Source organism: Mycobacterium sp. ITM-2016-00318 (genome assembly GCF_002968285.2).
Lineage (GTDB): Bacteria > Actinomycetota > Actinomycetes > Mycobacteriales > Mycobacteriaceae > Mycobacterium.
Window position 1 is genome coordinate 4,222,855 of sequence record NZ_CP134400.1, and the last position, 16,786, is coordinate 4,239,640.

Sequence of the window (16,786 nt, forward strand, 5' to 3'; positions counted from 1 at the left end):
GGTGGCGGAGCTGGCCTCCTGGACCGACGGTGCCACCAAGTCCGCGATCGTCGACTTCGTCGGCCGCGTCACAGTCGAGGGCGGTCCGGACTTCGTCGCGCTCGACGCCCGTGTCGCGGTGTTCGACAACGACGGCACGCTGTGGTGCGAGAAGCCGATGTACATACAGCTGGACTTCATCGTGCGCAGGCTGTCCGAGAAGGCTGCGGCCGACTCGGCGCTGGCTGACCAGCAGCCCTACCAGGCCGCCTCGAACGGTGACCTGAACTGGTTCGGCGACGCGATCACCAAGCACTACCAGGGTGACGACAGTGACCTGCAAGTGCTCACGGGTGCGGTCTTGTCGCTGCATGAGTCGATGACCGTCGAAGACCACGCCGCATTGATCAGCACCTTCTACTCGGAGGCCAAGCATCCGACGCTCGGGCGCCCATACCAGGCCTGCACGTATGCACCGATGGTGGAGTTGTTGCGGTACCTCGAGGCGAACGGCTTCACGTGCTACATAGTCTCCGGAGGCGGCCGCGACTTCATGCGGCCGATCACCAGCACCATCTACGGGATACCGCCCGAGCGGGTGGTCGGCAGCGCCCAGGGGTTGAAGTTCGACGGAGCAGAAGGCCACGGGGATCTGTTGATTCAGCCGGCGCTCGACATCTTCGACGATGGACCGGAGAAGCCGGTGCGCATCTGGAGCCGGGTCGGGCGACGTCCGATCCTCTCGGCGGGCAACTCCAACGGTGACGACGAGATGCTGCAGTATTCGGGACGCCCAGGAGCGGCTTCGCTGCGACTGCTGGTCTTACACGACGACGCGGACCGCGAATTCGACTACACCGCGGGCGCAGAGCGCGCACTCGACCACGCCAAGCAGTTCGGCTGGACAGTGATCAGTATGAAGAACGACTGGGCGACCGTCTTCGGTGACTGATTCCCTCCTCGAGACTGCGCAGAGATCGCGTTGACGCACAAAACCGCGATCTCTGCGCAGTCTCGGCGTCTGGTGCGCATTCCGGCGCAGACCGCTGTCGTCGGGTCTGATCGGCACTACGCCGAAGAGGCGCCCGCGAACTCCGTCACCGTCGAAGAGTTCTGGATCATGCCCCATCAGGTGACCAATGCCGAGTTCGCCGAATTCGTCGACGCCACAGGCTATGTCACCGTCGCGGAGCGACCGCTGGACGCGGTGGACTACCCCGACGCGCCCGAGGAGAACCTGCAGCCGGGCTCCATGGTGTTTCGCCGCACGCACGGCCCCGTCGATCTCAAACACCTCAGCCAGTGGTGGGTTTGGACCCCCGGCGCGTCGTGGCGCCATCCCGTCGGACCGCACTCGTCCATCGACAAACGTACCGACCATCCAGTCGTTCACGTCGCCTATGAGGACGCCAAGACCTATGCGACGTGGGCGGGTCTGGCGCTGCCGACGGAGACGGAATGGGAGGTCGCGGCCCGCGGGGGTTTGGACGCCACGACCTACACCTGGGGCGATGACCCCGAACAGCCCGGTCAGGGGCTGGCGAACTATTGGCACGGCGACTTCCCGTGGCGCCCGGAACCCGGGTACGGCCGCACGGCGCCGGTCGGCAGTTTTGCGCCCAACGCCTACGGCTTGTTCGACATGGCGGGCAACGTCTGGGAGTGGACTTCGGACTGGTATGCCGACACCCGGGTGGGCGACGCATGCTGCGAGGCCGGCAGCTACGACCCGCGTCAACCTCAGTTCGAGGTGCCGCGAAAGGTCATCAAGGGTGGTTCGTTCCTGTGCGCCGACAACTACTGCCTGCGCTACCGGCCCGCCGCCCGCAGGCCGCAGATGATCGACACCGGCATGAGCCATATCGGGTTTCGGTGCATTACGCGGGTGCGACCTGAGAAGCTGTGAGCGTGGACCACAGCCACGGACGCCTGTGCGCGCGCGACGCCTACGCGGCCTCGGCGGCCTTCTTGATCGCGCTGAGCGTGGCGGGAATGCCACTGCGCGCCGCATCGTGGCGCTTCTCGATCTCGGCCTGGGCCTGGTCGCCGTAGCGCTCGTGAAATCCCGCGATGCCCGCGGGCAGGAACTCCCAGCGCTCGGTGAGCCTGGTGCTGTCGCCGTCGGGTTCGAACGAGTACTCCCAGTGCACCCACCCGTTGTTGACCTGCCAGGCGAAGATTCGTCCCGGGTCGGCGGCGACGACCTGGCTGCGGGTCTCCCATGTCCGCTCCGGCGTCTCGTTGCGACCGGTGAACCACGCCCCTACCCGCGGGCCGTGGCCTTCGTCCCACCAGCAGCCCCGACAGATCGGACTCCACTCGCCCATCCTGGTCACATCGGAAACCAGCGCGTACAGATCGTCGGGCGACACCTCCACATGAATCGACTCCGACATCTTCAATTCAGCCACAGCCCGAGTGTCTCAAAGCGCTAAGTTAGAACGCGTTCCACCGCCGTCGAAAGGCCAACCGGATGAGCAACAGTGGCGATCGGATCGCCGTCGTCATCGGCGCCGCGTCCGGGATCGGCTGGGCGACCGCCCGCGCCCTTGCCGCCGAGGGCTACCGCGTGACGCTCGCCGACCGCAACGGTGACGGCGCACGCGCCAAGGCCGACGAACTCGGCGACCCGCACACCGCCGCGGAGGTCGACGTCGCCGACGAGGGCTCGGTACAGCGCGTCTTCGACCAGATCGGACCGCTCGACGTCGTCGTGAACTGCGCGGGGTTCGGCAGCCTCGGGCTGATCACCGATTTGGCGGTCGAGGAGTTCCGCTCCGTCATCGACGTCTGCCTCACCGGATCGTTCATCGTCGCCAAGTACGCGGGCCAGAAGCTGCGCGAGGGCGGCTCACTGGTGATGGTCAGCTCGCTGAACGGCAGGCAGGCCGCCGTCGGTATGAGCGCCTACTGCTCGGCGAAGGCCGGCGTGTCGATGCTCACCCAGGTCGCCGCGCTGGAGATGGGACCGCGTGGTATCCGCGTCAACGCCGTCTCGCCCGGCTTCGTCGACACCCCGCTCACCGAGGGCTCGTATCTGGTGCCCGGTCTCGTCGAGGACTACGTCGAGAACACTGCACTGGGCCGCGCGGGCAAGCCGGAGGAGATCGCCGACGCGGTGGTGTTCCTGTGCTCGCCGAAGTCGGCGTGGCTGACCGGCGAGGTGCTCGACCTGAACGGCGGCGCGCACCTGAAGCGCTATCCCGATGTGCTCGGCCACGTCATGAAACTCGCGGAAACGCAGTGACGAGCCCTCGGGCGAGGAACCGACAATGACGAATTTCAGCGGCAGGCAGGCCATCGTCACCGGTGCCGGTTCGGGCATCGGCGCGGCGTTGTGTCAGGCGCTCGATGCCGCGGGCGCCGACGTCGTCTGCACCGACATCGACGGCGACGCCGCCGAACGCACCTCGTCGTCGCTCGGGGTGCGCGCCAGCGCCGCTCGCCTCGACGTCACCGACCCCGCTGCAGTGCAGGCCGCGGTGGACGACGTGGTCGACCGCACCGGCCGGCTGGACCTGATGTTCAACAACGCGGGGATCGTCTGGGGCGGCGACACCGAACTACTGACTCTCGACCAGTGGAACGCCATCATCGACGTCAACATCCGCGGTGTGGTCCACGGCGTCACGGCGGCCTACCCGCAGATGATCAAGCAGGGCCACGGCCACATCATCAACACCGCGTCGATGGCCGGGCTCACTGCGGCCGGGCAGATCACCAGTTACGTGATGACAAAACACGCGATCGTCGGTCTGTCGCTGGCGCTGCGCTCCGAAGCCGCCGCGCGCGGCGTCGGCGTGCTCGCGGTGTGCCCGTCGGCGATCGAGACGCCGCTTCTCGACAAGGGCGCGGTCGGCGGGTTCGACGGTCGCAACTACTTCCTGCAGGGAGCGCGCTCGAAGGCGGCCTACCCGGCAGACCGGTTGGCGCAGGACACGCTCAAGGCCATCGAGCGCAACAAGGCGCTGCTGGTCAAGCCGCGCAGCGCGCACGGCCAGTGGCTGTTCGCGCGGCTGGCGCCCGGCCTGATGCAACGCGCGTCGATCGGCTTCATCAAGAGCCAGCGATCCCATCAGGCCGCCGCACGCACGGACTTTCCCTGAGCAAATCGGGTCTACCGCGGCGCGACTGGCTACGGTAGGCCAGTGGCCGCCATGAGGACCGAGTTCACGCTCACTCAGAAGCGTGCGCTGGCGGTCGCAACAGTCATCGCCGTCCTGTTCGGCGCGTACTTCCTGCGCCAGTACTTCATCCTCATCGTGGTCGCCGCCGTCGTCGCCTTCCTCTTCGGTCCGCTCTACAACCGGCTCAACAAGCGAATGGGCACCGGCCTTTCGGCGACGCTGACCCTGCTGGCGGCCTTCGCCAGCGTGATCGTTCCGATCGGGTTGATCGTGCTGATCGCCGTCGTCCAGATCACCGAGATGGTGAAGAGCGTTGCCGACTGGGTCGAGAAGACCGACATGTCCACACTCGGCGACAAGACGCTGAAGTTCGTCAACGAATTGTTGGCGCGCGTGCCGTTCGCAGACGTCACGGTGACCCCGGACATGCTCAGGAAGGGAATGACGACCGTCGCGCAGAACGGCGGGCAGTGGCTGCTGCACACCCTTCAGGGCGCCGCAGGCGGGCTCATCGGGGGCATCACCGCGGCAATCCTCTTCATCTACGTGTTCATTTCGCTGCTGACCAACAAAGAGCCCGTGCAGCGGTTGATCCGGCAGCTGAACCCGCTGGGCGAAGAGGTCACCGACCTCTACCTCGTCAAGATGGGTGCGATGGTCAACGGCACGGTCAGGGGCCAGTTCATCATCGCCGTCTGCCAGGGTGTCGCAGGCGCCATCTCGATCTACATCGCGGGCTTCCACGACGGGTTCTTCATCTTCGCAATCCTGTTGAGCGCGCTGTCGGTGATCCCGTTGGGCAGCGGTATCATCTCGATTCCCTTCGGGATCGGAATGATGTTGTTCGGCAATGTGTTCGGCGGCATCTTCGTGATCCTGTTTCACATCATCGTGGTGACGAACATCGACAACATCCTGCGGCCGATTCTGGTGCCGCGCGAGGCTCGCCTCGACTCCGCGCTGATGCTGCTGTCGGTGTTCGCAGGCATCACCATGTTCGGCGCGTTCGGCATCGTGATCGGACCGGTGCTGATGATCGTCATCGTCACGACGATCAGCGTCTATCTCGCTGTGTACAAAGGTGTTCCGCTCGAGCAACACGATGACGACGAAACCGAGAAGTCGAAAAAGCGCAAGCGTTGGATGGGCTGGTTGACGCGCCGAGCCAGGAAGTCGGATTCCGAAGCGTCCGAGACCGGCCCGAAGCCCGAGTCCGAGACCGACGAGGCTGACGGCGTGGCGCCTGACGCAGCCGAACCGACCGCTAAGCCAGCCGCTCCGTGAGGAATTCGACCACGCGTTTGCGCGCCTCGTAGGCAGGATGGCCGTCCTGCTCACGGACCTCTAGCGTCAGCACCGAGTGCGCCATCTTGCCGAAGCCGTGCTCGTTGCCCTTCTTCGAGTCGATCTCGATGACCACGAACGCGTCGCCGAGCCGGTCCTTGAGCGCCTTGAACCGTGCACCCGGTGACAGCCGGTCCTCACTGAACCGCAGAGCCAGCGCGCAAAGCCCCTCGTCGGCTGCCCGCTTTTCGACGACCTTGAGCTCTGCTTCCGACAGCCCGGGATCTCGGCGGTGCTTGGCCGTCAACCCGATCGGCAACGATGGCTGGCTCAGCACCGGGGCGATGACGCTGTCGTCCACCGCGGCCGCGAGCGCGAACCCACCGCTCCAACATTCACCGATCACCCCGACACCCCTACCCGGCGTCTTCTCGTTGAGGTCGCGCGCCAGGGCACGCAGATAGTGTGCGACCGGTCGGTCGGCGTTCGTCGCAAACGCCGCGAATTCTCTTGCCACGCAACCTCGGAGCATCACCGGCACGGCACCGGGACGCACGCCGGGCGCCCCGGGCGTTCCGTACAGCGACGGGCAGGCGACGGTGAACCCGTTGTCCACCAGGTGATTGCCCAGCGCCAGCACGCCGGGATGGATGCCGGGCATTTCCGGTATCAGCACGACACCGGGCCCCTCGCCCTTGCGGTAGACGTCGTGCGTGTACCCGGCGGCGGTGAACGGCTCGGCGGTCCATCCGGTGAGGTCGGCTTCTGGAGCCATCAGGCCGGCGATATTGGGGTCCGGTGCGGTCATCGCGTCTCCATCGGTCGGGCGACGGCCGCGTTGCGCTACTTCGCGGCCAGTGGCGGTTGCTTCTGCACCGCAGAGGCAAGCGTACGGTACTCGTCGGTACCGCCAGCCCCCTTGATCGCGATCTGTGCCGGTCCGGTCGGGCCTTTCAATCGCGTCGTCCACACTGGCTCGGCGTCGCCCTCGCCTTCGTAGACCACCCAGCGGGCGCCGTCGACGTCCTGCGTTCCGGTCGGCACCATGTCCGGATCGATGGAGGCGACGAGCTTCTCCTCTTTGGCGTTGCTCTGGATCAACGCCAGATACATGCCGCTGGGCGTCAAGTAGCCGACCGTCGCGGACACCGCGCGGGCCGGTTGCCCGGACGGATCGGTCCGGCCCGCCTCGATACCGGCGCGGCTGCCGGAATTCGCACGCCAGCCCTCGGGCAACGCGGGGACCCGAATGGGGATGCGGAGCGCGTCGGCGTGGGCCTGCAACGCCGCGGGGGCGTCATAGTCGGGCTCCGGTCCCGGGGCGGGCCCGTTCGGCGAAAACGAGCACATCCCGAGGATGCCCGCCAGCACGATACAAGCCGCTACCAGCGGCGCGAGGGACCAGAACATGTCGCGTCCGTCCTGCAGCAACCGCGGCTTCGCGGGTCTGGGCGCGGGTTCCGGCTCGGAGGTCACAAGCGCCAGTATCCCAGCTCCCACAGACGGACCTACGAATGGGAGAATCGCACCATGACTCCAGCACGAGGCGAAGCCCCCGACCGCAACCTCGCCCTCGAGCTCGTTCGAGTCACCGAAGCGGGTGCGATGGCGGCAGGTCGCTGGGTCGGTCGTGGCGATAAGGAGGGCGGTGACGGCGCGGCCGTCGACGCCATGCGCGAACTGGTCAATTCGGTCTCCATGCGCGGGGTGGTGGTGATCGGCGAGGGCGAGAAGGACAACGCCCCGATGCTCTACAACGGCGAAGAGGTCGGCAACGGCGACGGTCCGGAATGCGATTTCGCGGTCGACCCGGTGGACGGCACCACGCTGATGAGTAAGGGCATGCCCAACGCGATCTCGGTTCTCGCGGTCGCCGAACGCGGTGCGATGTTCGACCCCTCAGCGGTGTTCTACATGAACAAGATCGCCGTGGGGCCAGACGCCGCCGACGTCATCGACATCACCGCGCCGATCGCCGAGAACATCAACCGCGTGGCCAAGGTGAAGAACTCCAGTGTCGCGGACCTGACGGTGTGCATCCTGGACCGGCCGCGGCATCAACAGCTGATGGCCGATGTGCGGGCCGCCGGCGCACGGATCCGGTTGATCTCCGACGGCGATGTCGCAGGCGCCATCTCGGCGTGCAGGCCCAACTCCGGCACCGACATGCTCGTCGGGGTCGGCGGCACACCGGAGGGCATCATCGCCGCGGCCGCCATCCGCTGTATGGGAGGCGCGATCCAGGGGCGGCTGGCCCCGACCGATGACGAGGAACGCCAGAAGGCGATCGACCGCGGCTACGACCTGGATCAGGTCCTGACCACCGAGGACCTCGTGTCCGGCGAGAACGTCTTCTTCTGTGCGACCGGTGTCACCGACGGCGATCTCCTGCAGGGGGTGCGCTACTCCGGCGGGGGTTGCACCACGCAGTCGATCGTCATGCGTAGCAAGTCCGGCACCGTGCGGATGATCGAGGCCTACCACCGATTGTCGAAGCTCAACGAGTACTCCGCAATCGATTTCACCGGCGACAGCAACGCGGTCTACCCGCTGCCGTAACCCACTCACCGAAAAGGAACTGCATGAGCGTGGACAACGACGTCGAGTACCGCATCGAGCACGACACCATGGGCGAGGTGCGGGTGCCGGTCAACGCGCTGTGGCGCGCACAGACACAGCGGGCGGTGGAGAACTTTCCGATTTCGGGCCGGGGCCTGGAGCGCACCCAGATCCGCGCACTCGGCCTCCTCAAAGGCGCCTGCGCACAGGTCAACAAGGACCTCGGGCTGCTCGCTCCCGAGAGGGCCGACGCGATCATCGCCGCGGCAGCGGAGATCGCCGACGGCAATCACGACGACCAGTTCCCCATCGACGTGTTCCAAACCGGCTCCGGTACCAGCTCGAACATGAACACCAACGAGGTGATAGCCGGTATCGCCGCGCAGAACGGCGTAGCGGTGCACCCCAACGACGACGTGAACATGTCACAGTCGTCCAACGACACCTTCCCGACGGCAACACACATCGCCGCCACCGAAGCCGCTGTCGGCCATCTCATTCCGGCCCTTGAGGTGCTGCACGAGTCGCTGGCGGGGAAGGCACGGCAGTGGCGCGTCGTGGTGAAGTCCGGCCGTACGCACCTGATGGACGCCGTGCCTGTGACACTGGGCCAGGAGTTCAGCGGCTACGCGCGCCAGGTCGAGGCAGGCATCGAGCGGGTCAAGGCCGCGCTGCCGCGCCTCGGTGAGCTGGCGATCGGCGGCACCGCCGTCGGCACTGGCCTCAACGCGCCAGAGGACTTCGATGTGCGCGTGGTCGAGGTCTTGAAGGAGCAGACCGGCCTGGCCGAATTACGTGTCGCGACAAACCATTTCGAGGCCCAAGCTGCGCGCGATGGACTGGTCGAGGCCTCCGGCGCGCTGCGCACCGTCGCCGTTTCGCTGACCAAGATCGCCAACGACATCCGGTGGATGGGCTCCGGCCCGCTGACCGGCCTCGGCGAGATCCAGCTGCCCGATCTGCAGCCCGGCAGTTCGATCATGCCCGGAAAGGTCAATCCCGTCCTCCCCGAAGCCGTTACGCAGGTCGCCGCGCAGGTGATCGGGAACGACGCCGCCATCACATGGGGCGGCGGCAACGGCGCGTTCGAGCTCAATGTGTACATCCCGATGATGGCCCGCAACATCCTCGAGTCGTTCAAGATCCTGACCAACGTCTCGAAGCTGTTCGCCGAACGCTGCATCGACGGCCTCGTCGCGCACGAGGAGCGGCTGCGTGAGTTGGCCGAGTCCTCGCCGTCGATCGTGACGCCGCTGAACTCGGCGATCGGCTACGAGGAGGCCGCTGCCGTCGCCAAGCAGGCGCTCAAGGAGAAGAAGACCATCCGGCAGACGGTCATCGACCGCGGGCTGATCGGCGACAAGCTGTCCGAGGAGGAACTCGACAAGCGCCTCGACGTGCTGGCGATGGCGAAGGTCAAAGACGGCGCCAGCTAGACCGTCTCAACCAGCGCCTCATACCACGCATCGACAAGTTCGATCTCGGTGTGGATTTCTGCGGTGATTCAGCGCCATCGCCGTCTTAATAGGGACCAATGGCCCTGCCGAAGGAAGGCTCTCGCCTGACACGCTCAAGAGCGAAGAGAGCGAGGCAATGAGATGACTGCATCGTCGAAGTACGGAATCCTGGCCGCGGTCGACGGATCATCGGAATCCGATGCGGCACTGCGGTGGGCGATCGCGGAAGCCGCGTCGCGTGTCACGCCGATCACCCTGATGCACGTCATCGCCCCGGTGGTGGTCACGTGGCCTGTCAGAAACCTGCAGGGTAGCTACAACCGATGGCAGGAGGACAACGCCGCGCACGTCGTCGAATTGGCCAAGAAGGTGGTGCAAGCCGCCGAAGCAAACCTGATGGTCCAGACCAAAGTGCTGCACGGCGGCGTCGCCACCGAACTGGTCGACGCGTCGCGCGGCGCGACGATGACGGTCGTGGGTAGTCGCGGGCTCGGTGCGATCGGTGGGTCGGTGTTGGGTTCGATCAGCCGCGCCCTACTGCATTACGGACACGGCCCGGTGGCGGTCGTCCGAGCTGATGGCGGTGAGGTCGACCGGAGCGCTCCGGTGCTGCTCGGCATCGACGGTTCATCGGCATCGGAAGCTGCGACCGGGCTGGCCTTCGACGAGGCCTCGCGTCGCGGCGTCGGCCTTGTGGCCTTGCATGCGTGGAGCGATGTGGGCGTGTTCCCGGCGTTGGGCGAGGACTGGCGCGCATACGAGCAGGAAGGTCACGAAGTCATCGGCGAGCGGCTTGCCGGCTGGCAGGAGCAGTACCCCGACGTCCCTGTGACGCGGCGGATCGTCTGCGACCGACCGGCCCATTGGTTGCTCGAAGGGGCCGCAGAGGCTCAGTTGGTCGTGCTCGGAAGTCGTGGCCGCGGCGGGTTCTCGAGAATGCTGCTCGGCTCGGTGAGCACCGCAGTCGCCGAAGGCTCGATGACACCGGTCATCGTCGTCCGCAGCTAGCAGGCAGCACCGAAAACTGTTGATCGGAAACGAGGTTCGTCATGCGTGACACCGTGGTAGAGCAGAAGATCATTCACGACGCCGTCGAGCTGGCCTGCCGTGCGCCATCGCTGCACAACAGCCAGCCGTGGCGGTGGCGCGCTGACGGTGACGTCGTGGAGTTACACGTCGATCCCGATCGGGCGCCCCGGCGCGCTGACCCATCGGGTCGAGAGGCCCTCATCGCCTGCGGCGCGGCGCTCGACCATTTTCGGGTGGCCATGGCGGCCGCCGGATGGACGGCGAACATCGATCGATTCCCGAACCCCAACGACTTCCTTCATCTTGCGTCGGTCGACTTCACCCCGATGGAATTCGTCACCGACGCACATCGACGCCTGGCCGATGCGATCATTGCGCGACGCACCGATCGGCTGCCGTTCTCGGCGCCCCCGAACTGGGACCCGATCGAACTCGGGTTGCGCAAGGCGATCGACTCCGACAAGATCTTCCTGGACGTGATCGCTGATGATCTGCGCCAGGAGCTCGCCGAGGCGTCCCAACTGGCTGAGACATTCCGTCTATACGACTCCGGCTATCATTCCGAATTAGTGGGTTGGACAGCGGATTTCAAGCTACACGACGGTATACCGCAAAGTTCTCTGATCTCGGCGAGCGAAAGCGATCGAGTCGACGTTGGGCGCAATTTCCCGGTTACCCACGGCTCGGACCGTCGTCCGCAGGTAGACCAGGATCATGCCAAGGTTGTCGTCCTGTCGAGTGACGACAGCACGCATGACGACGTTCTGCGTTGCGGCGAAGCGCTGTCGGCGGTGCTCCTGGAAGCGACGTTGGCGGGATTGGCGACCTGCACGCTGACGCACCTGACGGAAGTTCTGGCGAGCCGGATGGTCGTCGCCACCTTGATCGGAAGGTCCACCACGCCGCAGGTTTTAATTCGGGTCGGCCTGACCCCCAGTATCGGGGAGTCGATCCCGCCGACGCCGCGGCGTCCGCTCAGCGAGGTTTTGTACGGGGCTTGAGCAGACCGGCCTCGCGGGCCGAAATTTAGGCGCCGTTGTTGGGTCCGCCCGAGTTCGCACCGGGAATGTCGGTGATCGGGATGTTCGGCATCGGCGGCGGCGACGGTGTATTCGGCAGTGACGGGATCTGGTCGACGGCGATGTCGTGAAGGTCGTTGGCGGGCGGGCCGTTGTCGCGGGAGCCGTAGGCACTACCGGGTTCACGCGGACCGAGGAGTTGGCTGACCGTCACCAGGTGGTAGCCGTTGGTCTTCAGCACGGGGATGAACTGGTACACCAAATCGACTGTGCTGGAGTAGGTGTCGTGGAACAACACGACTGAGCCGGGCTTGATCTGAGTCATCAGCATGTAGCGCGTGGCGGCGATGTTGGAGTCGTTGATCCAGTCAAAAGGGATGACGTCCCAGTTGATGTCGGCCAGTCCCTGCTTCTTGGCCTCCGCGAGCACCTGGTCGTTGACGAGCCCGCCCGCGGTGCGGACCAAATTCGGTCGCTGACCCGTCGCCGCCTCGATGGCGTCGTTGGCCCTGCTGAACTGCGCGGGGATGTCCTGCGGCGGGATCGCGGTCATATTGGGGTGTTCCCACGTGTGACTGCCGATTTCCATGCCGGCCTCCGCGATGCGCTTGGCGCCTGCGGTATCAGCGGCGACCTTGTTGCCGATCAGGAAGAACGTCGCCTTGGCGTCGTTCTCCTTCAAGATCTGCAGGAGCCGGTCGGTGTACGGGCCGGGTCCGTCGTCGAACGTCAGTGCCACACACTTCTCCGTGGCGCAGTCCACCTCGTCGGGCGTCTCCCGCTTGGCGTGCCCGGTCAGCAGCGCGACCACCACCACGACGACTGCGGCCGCGACGGCGAGAACCACGAGGCCGTACTGCCAGGCCCTGCTGTCGCGTCGCTTCGGCACGGCCGCAGCTTACCGGCCAGACCTGTAGCGATTCAGCGTGCGCCGGGGCTACATCGGATTAGGGTTGGGCACAAGCATGAACGTCGCAGTCGTACGGATCAGCACGCGACCTTCGACGTCGGTCACCGAGCAGTCCGTGCTCAGCAACCTGCGGCCACCATGCACGAGCCTGGCCTCCGCAACCAGTGGCCCGCCCTTGGGCTGCCGGTAGTACCGGACGTGGATGTCGGTCGTGACGGTGAATTGCGTATCGAAGTCGTATGAGCTGGCGAGGCAGGAGGCCGACGCGGCATCAGCGAGGGTAGCCAACATGCCGCCGTGGACGCTGCCTTCGAAGTACCCGCGAACATCCTCGCTGAGCGGCATCGAGATGATCGCCAGGCCCGGCTCCACGCGGTCGACGTTCATCTGCATGCGCTTGTGGACGGGCGACATGTGTAGTCGCTCGGTGGTCAAGGCGACCATTGCCCCTCCTCCGCAGTTGAGACTGCTGTAAGGGCGAAGATATGCCTGAAATTGCGCCCTGTGCGCAGTCTCGACAATTAGGGCAGGGCGCCGGGGCTGATCTCCTCCAGCATCTCGGTCACCAGCGCGGCGATCGGCGAGCGCTCGCTGCGCAGCAGTGTAATGTGGGCGAACAGCGGGTGGCCCTTGAGCTTCTCGATCACCGCCGCAACACCGTCGTGCCTGCCGACGCGCAGATTGTCGCGCTGCGCCACATCGTGGGTCAGCACCACCCGCGAGCCCGCGCCGAGGCGCGACAGCACCGTCAACAGCACGTTGCGTTCCAGCGACTGCGCCTCGTCGACGATGACGAACGAGTCGTGCAGCGACCGCCCGCGAATGTGTGTGAGCGGCAGCACCTCCAGCATGCCGCGCGACAGCACCTCTTCGAGCACCGCCGGGCTCGCCAGGCCTTCGAGGGTGTCGAAGACGGCCTGCGCCCACGGCCCCATCTTCTCGCTTTCGCTGCCGGGCAGGTAGCCGAGATCCTGACCGCCGACCGCGTACAGCGGCCGGAAGACGACGACCTTGCGCTGCGTGCGCCGCTCGAGCACCGCCTCAAGACCCGCACACAGCGCCAGCGCCGACTTGCCGGTGCCCGCCTTGCCGCCGAGGGACACGATGCCGACCGACTCGTCGAGCAGCAGGTCGAGCGCCACTCGCTGTTCGGCGGAGCGGCCGCGCAATCCGAACACCTCGCGATCGCCGCGCACCAGTTGCACCCGTTTGTCGGGATTCACGCGGCCGAGGGCATGAGAGTTGGTCCCCAGCAGGCGGATTCCGGTGTGGCAGGGAAGATCCCTGGCTTCCTCGAGGTCGATCTCCCCCTCGGCGAACAAGCTGTCGATAACCTCGCTGGACACGTCGATCTCGTCCATCCCGGTCCAGCCCGACGTGACGACGTCCTGGGCGTGGTACTCGTCGGCGGGCAGACCGACTGCGCCCGCCTTGACGCGCAGCGGAATGTCCTTGCTCACCAACGTCACTCGCTTGCCTTCGGCGGCGAGGTTCGCCGCGCATATCAGGATGCGAGAGTCGTTCGTGTCATTCCGGAATCCTGCGGGCAGCACCGACGGGTCACTGTGGTTCAGCTCGACGTGCAGCGTCCCGCCTTGTGTGCCAACGGGAATCGGCTGATCCAGGCGGCCGTGCTCGAGCCGCAGGTCGTCGAACAGGCGCAGCGCCTGACGGGCGAACCAACCCAATTCATGATGATGGCGTTTGGCCTCCAGCTCGCTGATGACGACCAGCGGGACCACCACTTCGTGCTCGGCAAATCGCGTACACGCCCATGGGTCGGACAGCAACACCGATGTGTCGAGAACGTAGGTGCGAATGGAGGAATCGGTCACTTAGCGCTCCTCGAGGCGAGGTTGTCCATGCGGTCCCGCACGAACATGTCGGCGGATACTGCGGCATCAGGACCGGGACCGGCCCTTTCGAGTCCAGTCGACCGGTGCCGCCCGGATAGCAGAGCATGTCGCTAGCCATCGGAAACGACGCTACTCCCGTGATGGCGAGCGTGGCGTGCAGGCGCGCCGGGTTAACCGGCCAGCAACTCAGCCGTTGACCAGCGGACGCAATCGAGGCTCGTCGGCCAGCCTCCACGCGGCGATCCGATCGGCGATCACCTGGCGCAGCGCGGCTTCGTCGAAGATGCCGGCGTCGGCGACAACCTTCCGCTTGTCGGCGTAGGCGTCGATGTCCGCACCCACGACGTCGAGGTCGGCGGCGCGCCGCGCAATCGCCTCGATCGTCTCGTCGCGACGGGTCTCCAGCAGGTGCGCGACGAGGTTGTGGAAGAACTCCTCGTGACGCTCCTCGTCGCGGGCGATCCGCCCGACCAGACCGTTCAGCACCGGCTCGGTGATCTGTGCTTCGAGGTTGCGGGTGTAAACCGCGTACGCACGCTCGTAGAACGCCATGAACACCAGCCGCTCGATCTGGCTGTAGGTGTCGGCGCGGTAGCCCTTCATGACGTGCTCGACGCGCACATCCTCGTTGGCGGCCGGGTCGACCTCGCGGGTGACGACCAGGTAATTGCGCAGCGCGATCGCGTGCAGGTGCTCCTCGGCGGTCCACCGGCCCAGCCAGCGGCCCCACTTCTCCTCGAGGATGAAGCTGAAGACGAACTCGCGGTGATAGCCGGCGAGATTGTCCTTCTCGATGAGCAGGATCTCCAGCGCATCGGTGATGTGCTTGGGCAGGGTGACGTCCGAGGCGTCCCAGTCGCGTCCGCCGAGGAACGCGAAGTTCTCGCCCTGCTCGAAAGGCACGTAGTCGTGGGCGAACCAGATGTCCTCGGACTCGAGATGCCGGTTCAGGTTCTCCGCGACGACCGGCTCGAGCTCAGCGGTCAGTGCGGTAGGGACAGGTTTCTGTGCCATGAAAGTAACTGTAACCCACATTCACACCTTCCTTGAAATCGGGCGAACGTGTCCTTTCTTACAGCGTGAGGCCCGGATACAGCGGGTTGGCGGCGAGCATCTCGGCGGCCGCGGCGTGCACGCGCTGGGCGGTTCCGTCGGCCAGCTTGTACTTGGCCTTCGACGGCCCCGACGAGGCCGCGGTGGGCTCGGTGTTGGTGAGCACGTCGACCACCAGCTCGGCCACCCGGTCGAATTCGGCCGCGCCGAAGCCGCGGGTGGTCAGTGCAGGTGTGCCGAACCGGATGCCGCTGGAGTACCACGCGCCGTTCGGGTCGTTCGGGATGGCGTTGCGGTTGGTGACGATGCCGGAGTCAAGCAGAGCCGACTCGGCCTGGCGTCCGGTCAGCCCGAACGACTGCACGTCGAGCAGCACGATGTGGTTGTCGGTGCCACCGGTGACCAGCGTGGCCCCCCGCTTCAGGAAGCCGTCGGCCAGCGCCTTGGCGTTGTCGGCGATGGCCTGCGCGTACTCGCGGAATGTGGGCTGGCGGGCCTCGGCGAGTGCGACCGCCTTGGCCGCCATCACATGCGACAGCGGACCACCGAGAACCATCGGGCAGCCCTTGTCGACGGCAGGCGCGAACTCCTCGGTCGCCAGCACCAGACCGCCCCGCGGCCCGCGCAACGACTTGTGCGTCGTCGTCGTGGTGACGTGCGCGTGCGGCACCGGGTCCTCGTCGCCGGTGAACACCTTGCCCGCGACCAGCCCCGCGAAGTGGGCCATGTCGACCATCAGCGTCGCGCCGACCTCGTCGGCGATCTCACGCATCTTGGCGAAGTTGATCCGGCGCGGGTACGCGGAGTAGCCGGCGACCAGGATCAGCGGCTTGAACTCACGCGCGGCCGCGGCGACCGCGTCGTAGTCGATGAGCCCCGTCTGCGGGTCGGTGCCGTAGCTGCGCTGGTGGAACATCTTTCCCGAGATGTTCGGCCGGAACCCGTGCGTGAGGTGACCGCCGGTGTCGAGCGACATGCCAAGCAGCCGCTGGTTGCCCAGCTTGCCCCGCAGCTGCTCCCAGTCCGCCTCCGACAGGTCGTTGACGTGCTTGGCGCCGAACTCCGCCAACCCGGGGCCCTCGATCCGGGTGGCCAGGATGGCCCAGAAGGCGACCAGGTTGGCGTCGATGCCGGAGTGCGGTTGCGCGTATGCGTACGGCGCGCCGAACAGCTCGCGGGCGTGCTCGGCGGCCAGCGCCTCGACGGTGTCGACGTTCTGACACGCTGCGTAGAAGCGGTGACCGATGGTGCCCTCGGCGTACTTGTCGGAGAACCAGGTACCCATGGTCAGCAGCACGGCAGGTGATGCATAGTTCTCGCTTGCGATCAACTTGAGTGAATCCCGCTGATCGGCAAGCTCTTTGCGCGTCGCTGCGGCGATGCGCGGTTCGACGGACTCGATGACCTCAAGTGCCGACCGGTACGCGGCGCTTGCGGTGTCGGCGTACTCGGCGCCGAGGCCTGCGGACGAGTTGGTGACGGGCTCAGCAGTCATGGTGTCGAGCCTATCCCC

The 16,786-nt window shown here is 66.1% G+C and carries 17 protein-coding genes; 9 read left to right on the top strand and 8 right to left on the bottom strand.

Annotated features, from left to right (window positions below; all coding sequences use genetic code 11):
- Nucleotide 1 precedes the first annotated feature (1 nt).
- The gene (locus C6A82_RS20640) at nt 2–931 is read left to right on the top strand and encodes an HAD family phosphatase (protein ID WP_105342409.1); all 930 of its coding nucleotides are present in this window, start codon (nt 2–4) and stop codon (nt 929–931) included.
- A 69-nt stretch (nt 932–1,000) separates the two neighbouring features.
- Nucleotides 1,001–1,885, top strand: coding sequence for a formylglycine-generating enzyme family protein (locus C6A82_RS20645; protein WP_105342411.1), 885 nt, complete (start codon nt 1,001–1,003; stop codon nt 1,883–1,885).
- A gap of 40 nt (nt 1,886–1,925) precedes the next feature.
- Here C6A82_RS20645 and C6A82_RS20650 read toward each other — a convergent pair whose 3' ends face one another.
- Complete coding sequence (locus C6A82_RS20650; protein ID WP_199193618.1) at nt 1,926–2,375, bottom strand: SRPBCC family protein; 450 nt, start codon at nt 2,373–2,375, stop codon at nt 1,926–1,928.
- A gap of 77 nt (nt 2,376–2,452) precedes the next feature.
- Here C6A82_RS20650 and C6A82_RS20655 point away from each other — a divergent pair, with 77 nt between their 5' ends.
- From C6A82_RS20655 to C6A82_RS20665, 3 genes are read left to right on the top strand one after another with little or no spacing between them, the layout of a single operon-like run.
- Complete coding sequence (locus C6A82_RS20655; protein ID WP_105342403.1) at nt 2,453–3,226, top strand: SDR family NAD(P)-dependent oxidoreductase; 774 nt, start codon at nt 2,453–2,455, stop codon at nt 3,224–3,226.
- 25 nt (nt 3,227–3,251) lie between these two features.
- Nucleotides 3,252–4,085 carry an SDR family oxidoreductase gene (locus C6A82_RS20660; protein ID WP_105342405.1) on the top strand — a complete coding sequence of 278 codons (834 nt, stop codon included), beginning with the start codon at nt 3,252–3,254 and terminating at the stop codon, nt 4,083–4,085.
- Nucleotides 4,086–4,136: 51 nt separating this feature from the next.
- On the top strand, nt 4,137–5,390 hold the full coding sequence (locus C6A82_RS20665) for an AI-2E family transporter (RefSeq protein ID WP_105342414.1): 1,254 nt from the start codon (nt 4,137–4,139) through the stop codon (nt 5,388–5,390).
- Here the strand turns inward: C6A82_RS20665 and C6A82_RS20670 are convergent.
- Together C6A82_RS20670 and C6A82_RS20675 are read right to left on the bottom strand one after the other, a co-directional pair.
- On the bottom strand, nt 5,371–6,198 hold the full coding sequence (locus C6A82_RS20670) for a dienelactone hydrolase family protein (protein WP_105342407.1): 828 nt from the start codon (nt 6,196–6,198) through the stop codon (nt 5,371–5,373). The two genes, C6A82_RS20665 and C6A82_RS20670, sit on opposite strands and share 20 nt — an antisense overlap.
- Nucleotides 6,199–6,233: 35 nt before the next feature.
- Nucleotides 6,234–6,866: a DUF4245 domain-containing protein gene (locus tag C6A82_RS20675; protein WP_311101442.1), complete on the bottom strand. Its 633-nt coding sequence runs from the start codon at nt 6,864–6,866 to the stop codon at nt 6,234–6,236.
- Nucleotides 6,867–6,920: 54 nt separating this feature from the next.
- Here C6A82_RS20675 and glpX point away from each other — a divergent pair, with 54 nt between their 5' ends.
- The 4 genes from glpX to C6A82_RS20695 all read left to right on the top strand — a co-directional run bounded on the left by glpX (nt 6,921) and on the right by C6A82_RS20695 (nt 11,436).
- Nucleotides 6,921–7,949: a class II fructose-bisphosphatase gene (gene glpX / locus C6A82_RS20680; RefSeq protein ID WP_105341555.1), complete on the top strand. Its 1,029-nt coding sequence runs from the start codon at nt 6,921–6,923 to the stop codon at nt 7,947–7,949.
- 23 nt (nt 7,950–7,972) lie between these two features.
- Complete coding sequence (locus C6A82_RS20685; protein ID WP_105341557.1) at nt 7,973–9,385, top strand: class II fumarate hydratase; 1,413 nt, start codon at nt 7,973–7,975, stop codon at nt 9,383–9,385.
- A 162-nt stretch (nt 9,386–9,547) separates the two neighbouring features.
- On the top strand, nt 9,548–10,414 hold the full coding sequence (locus tag C6A82_RS20690; RefSeq protein ID WP_311101443.1) for a universal stress protein: 867 nt from the start codon (nt 9,548–9,550) through the stop codon (nt 10,412–10,414).
- A gap of 41 nt (nt 10,415–10,455) precedes the next feature.
- Complete coding sequence (locus C6A82_RS20695; RefSeq protein WP_105341255.1) at nt 10,456–11,436, top strand: Acg family FMN-binding oxidoreductase; 981 nt, start codon at nt 10,456–10,458, stop codon at nt 11,434–11,436.
- Nucleotides 11,437–11,461: 25 nt separating this feature from the next.
- On the opposite strand, the gene C6A82_RS20700 is transcribed toward C6A82_RS20695, so the two are convergent.
- From C6A82_RS20700 to C6A82_RS20720, 5 genes are all read right to left on the bottom strand, one after another.
- Nucleotides 11,462–12,343: a polysaccharide deacetylase family protein gene (locus C6A82_RS20700; protein WP_311101444.1), complete on the bottom strand. Its 882-nt coding sequence runs from the start codon at nt 12,341–12,343 to the stop codon at nt 11,462–11,464.
- A gap of 48 nt (nt 12,344–12,391) precedes the next feature.
- Nucleotides 12,392–12,808: a PaaI family thioesterase gene (locus C6A82_RS20705; protein WP_105341195.1), complete on the bottom strand. Its 417-nt coding sequence runs from the start codon at nt 12,806–12,808 to the stop codon at nt 12,392–12,394.
- 77 nt (nt 12,809–12,885) lie between these two features.
- Nucleotides 12,886–14,199 (bottom strand): PhoH family protein, encoded by a 1,314-nt coding sequence (locus tag C6A82_RS20710; protein WP_311101445.1) that lies wholly within the window; start codon nt 14,197–14,199, stop codon nt 12,886–12,888.
- 207 nt (nt 14,200–14,406) lie between these two features.
- Nucleotides 14,407–15,234 carry an acyl-ACP desaturase gene (locus C6A82_RS20715; protein ID WP_105341915.1) on the bottom strand — a complete coding sequence of 276 codons (828 nt, stop codon included), beginning with the start codon at nt 15,232–15,234 and terminating at the stop codon, nt 14,407–14,409.
- Between the two features lie 58 nt (nt 15,235–15,292).
- Complete coding sequence (locus C6A82_RS20720; RefSeq protein WP_105341917.1) at nt 15,293–16,768, bottom strand: glycine hydroxymethyltransferase; 1,476 nt, start codon at nt 16,766–16,768, stop codon at nt 15,293–15,295.
- Between the last annotated feature and the right edge of the window lie 18 nt (nt 16,769–16,786).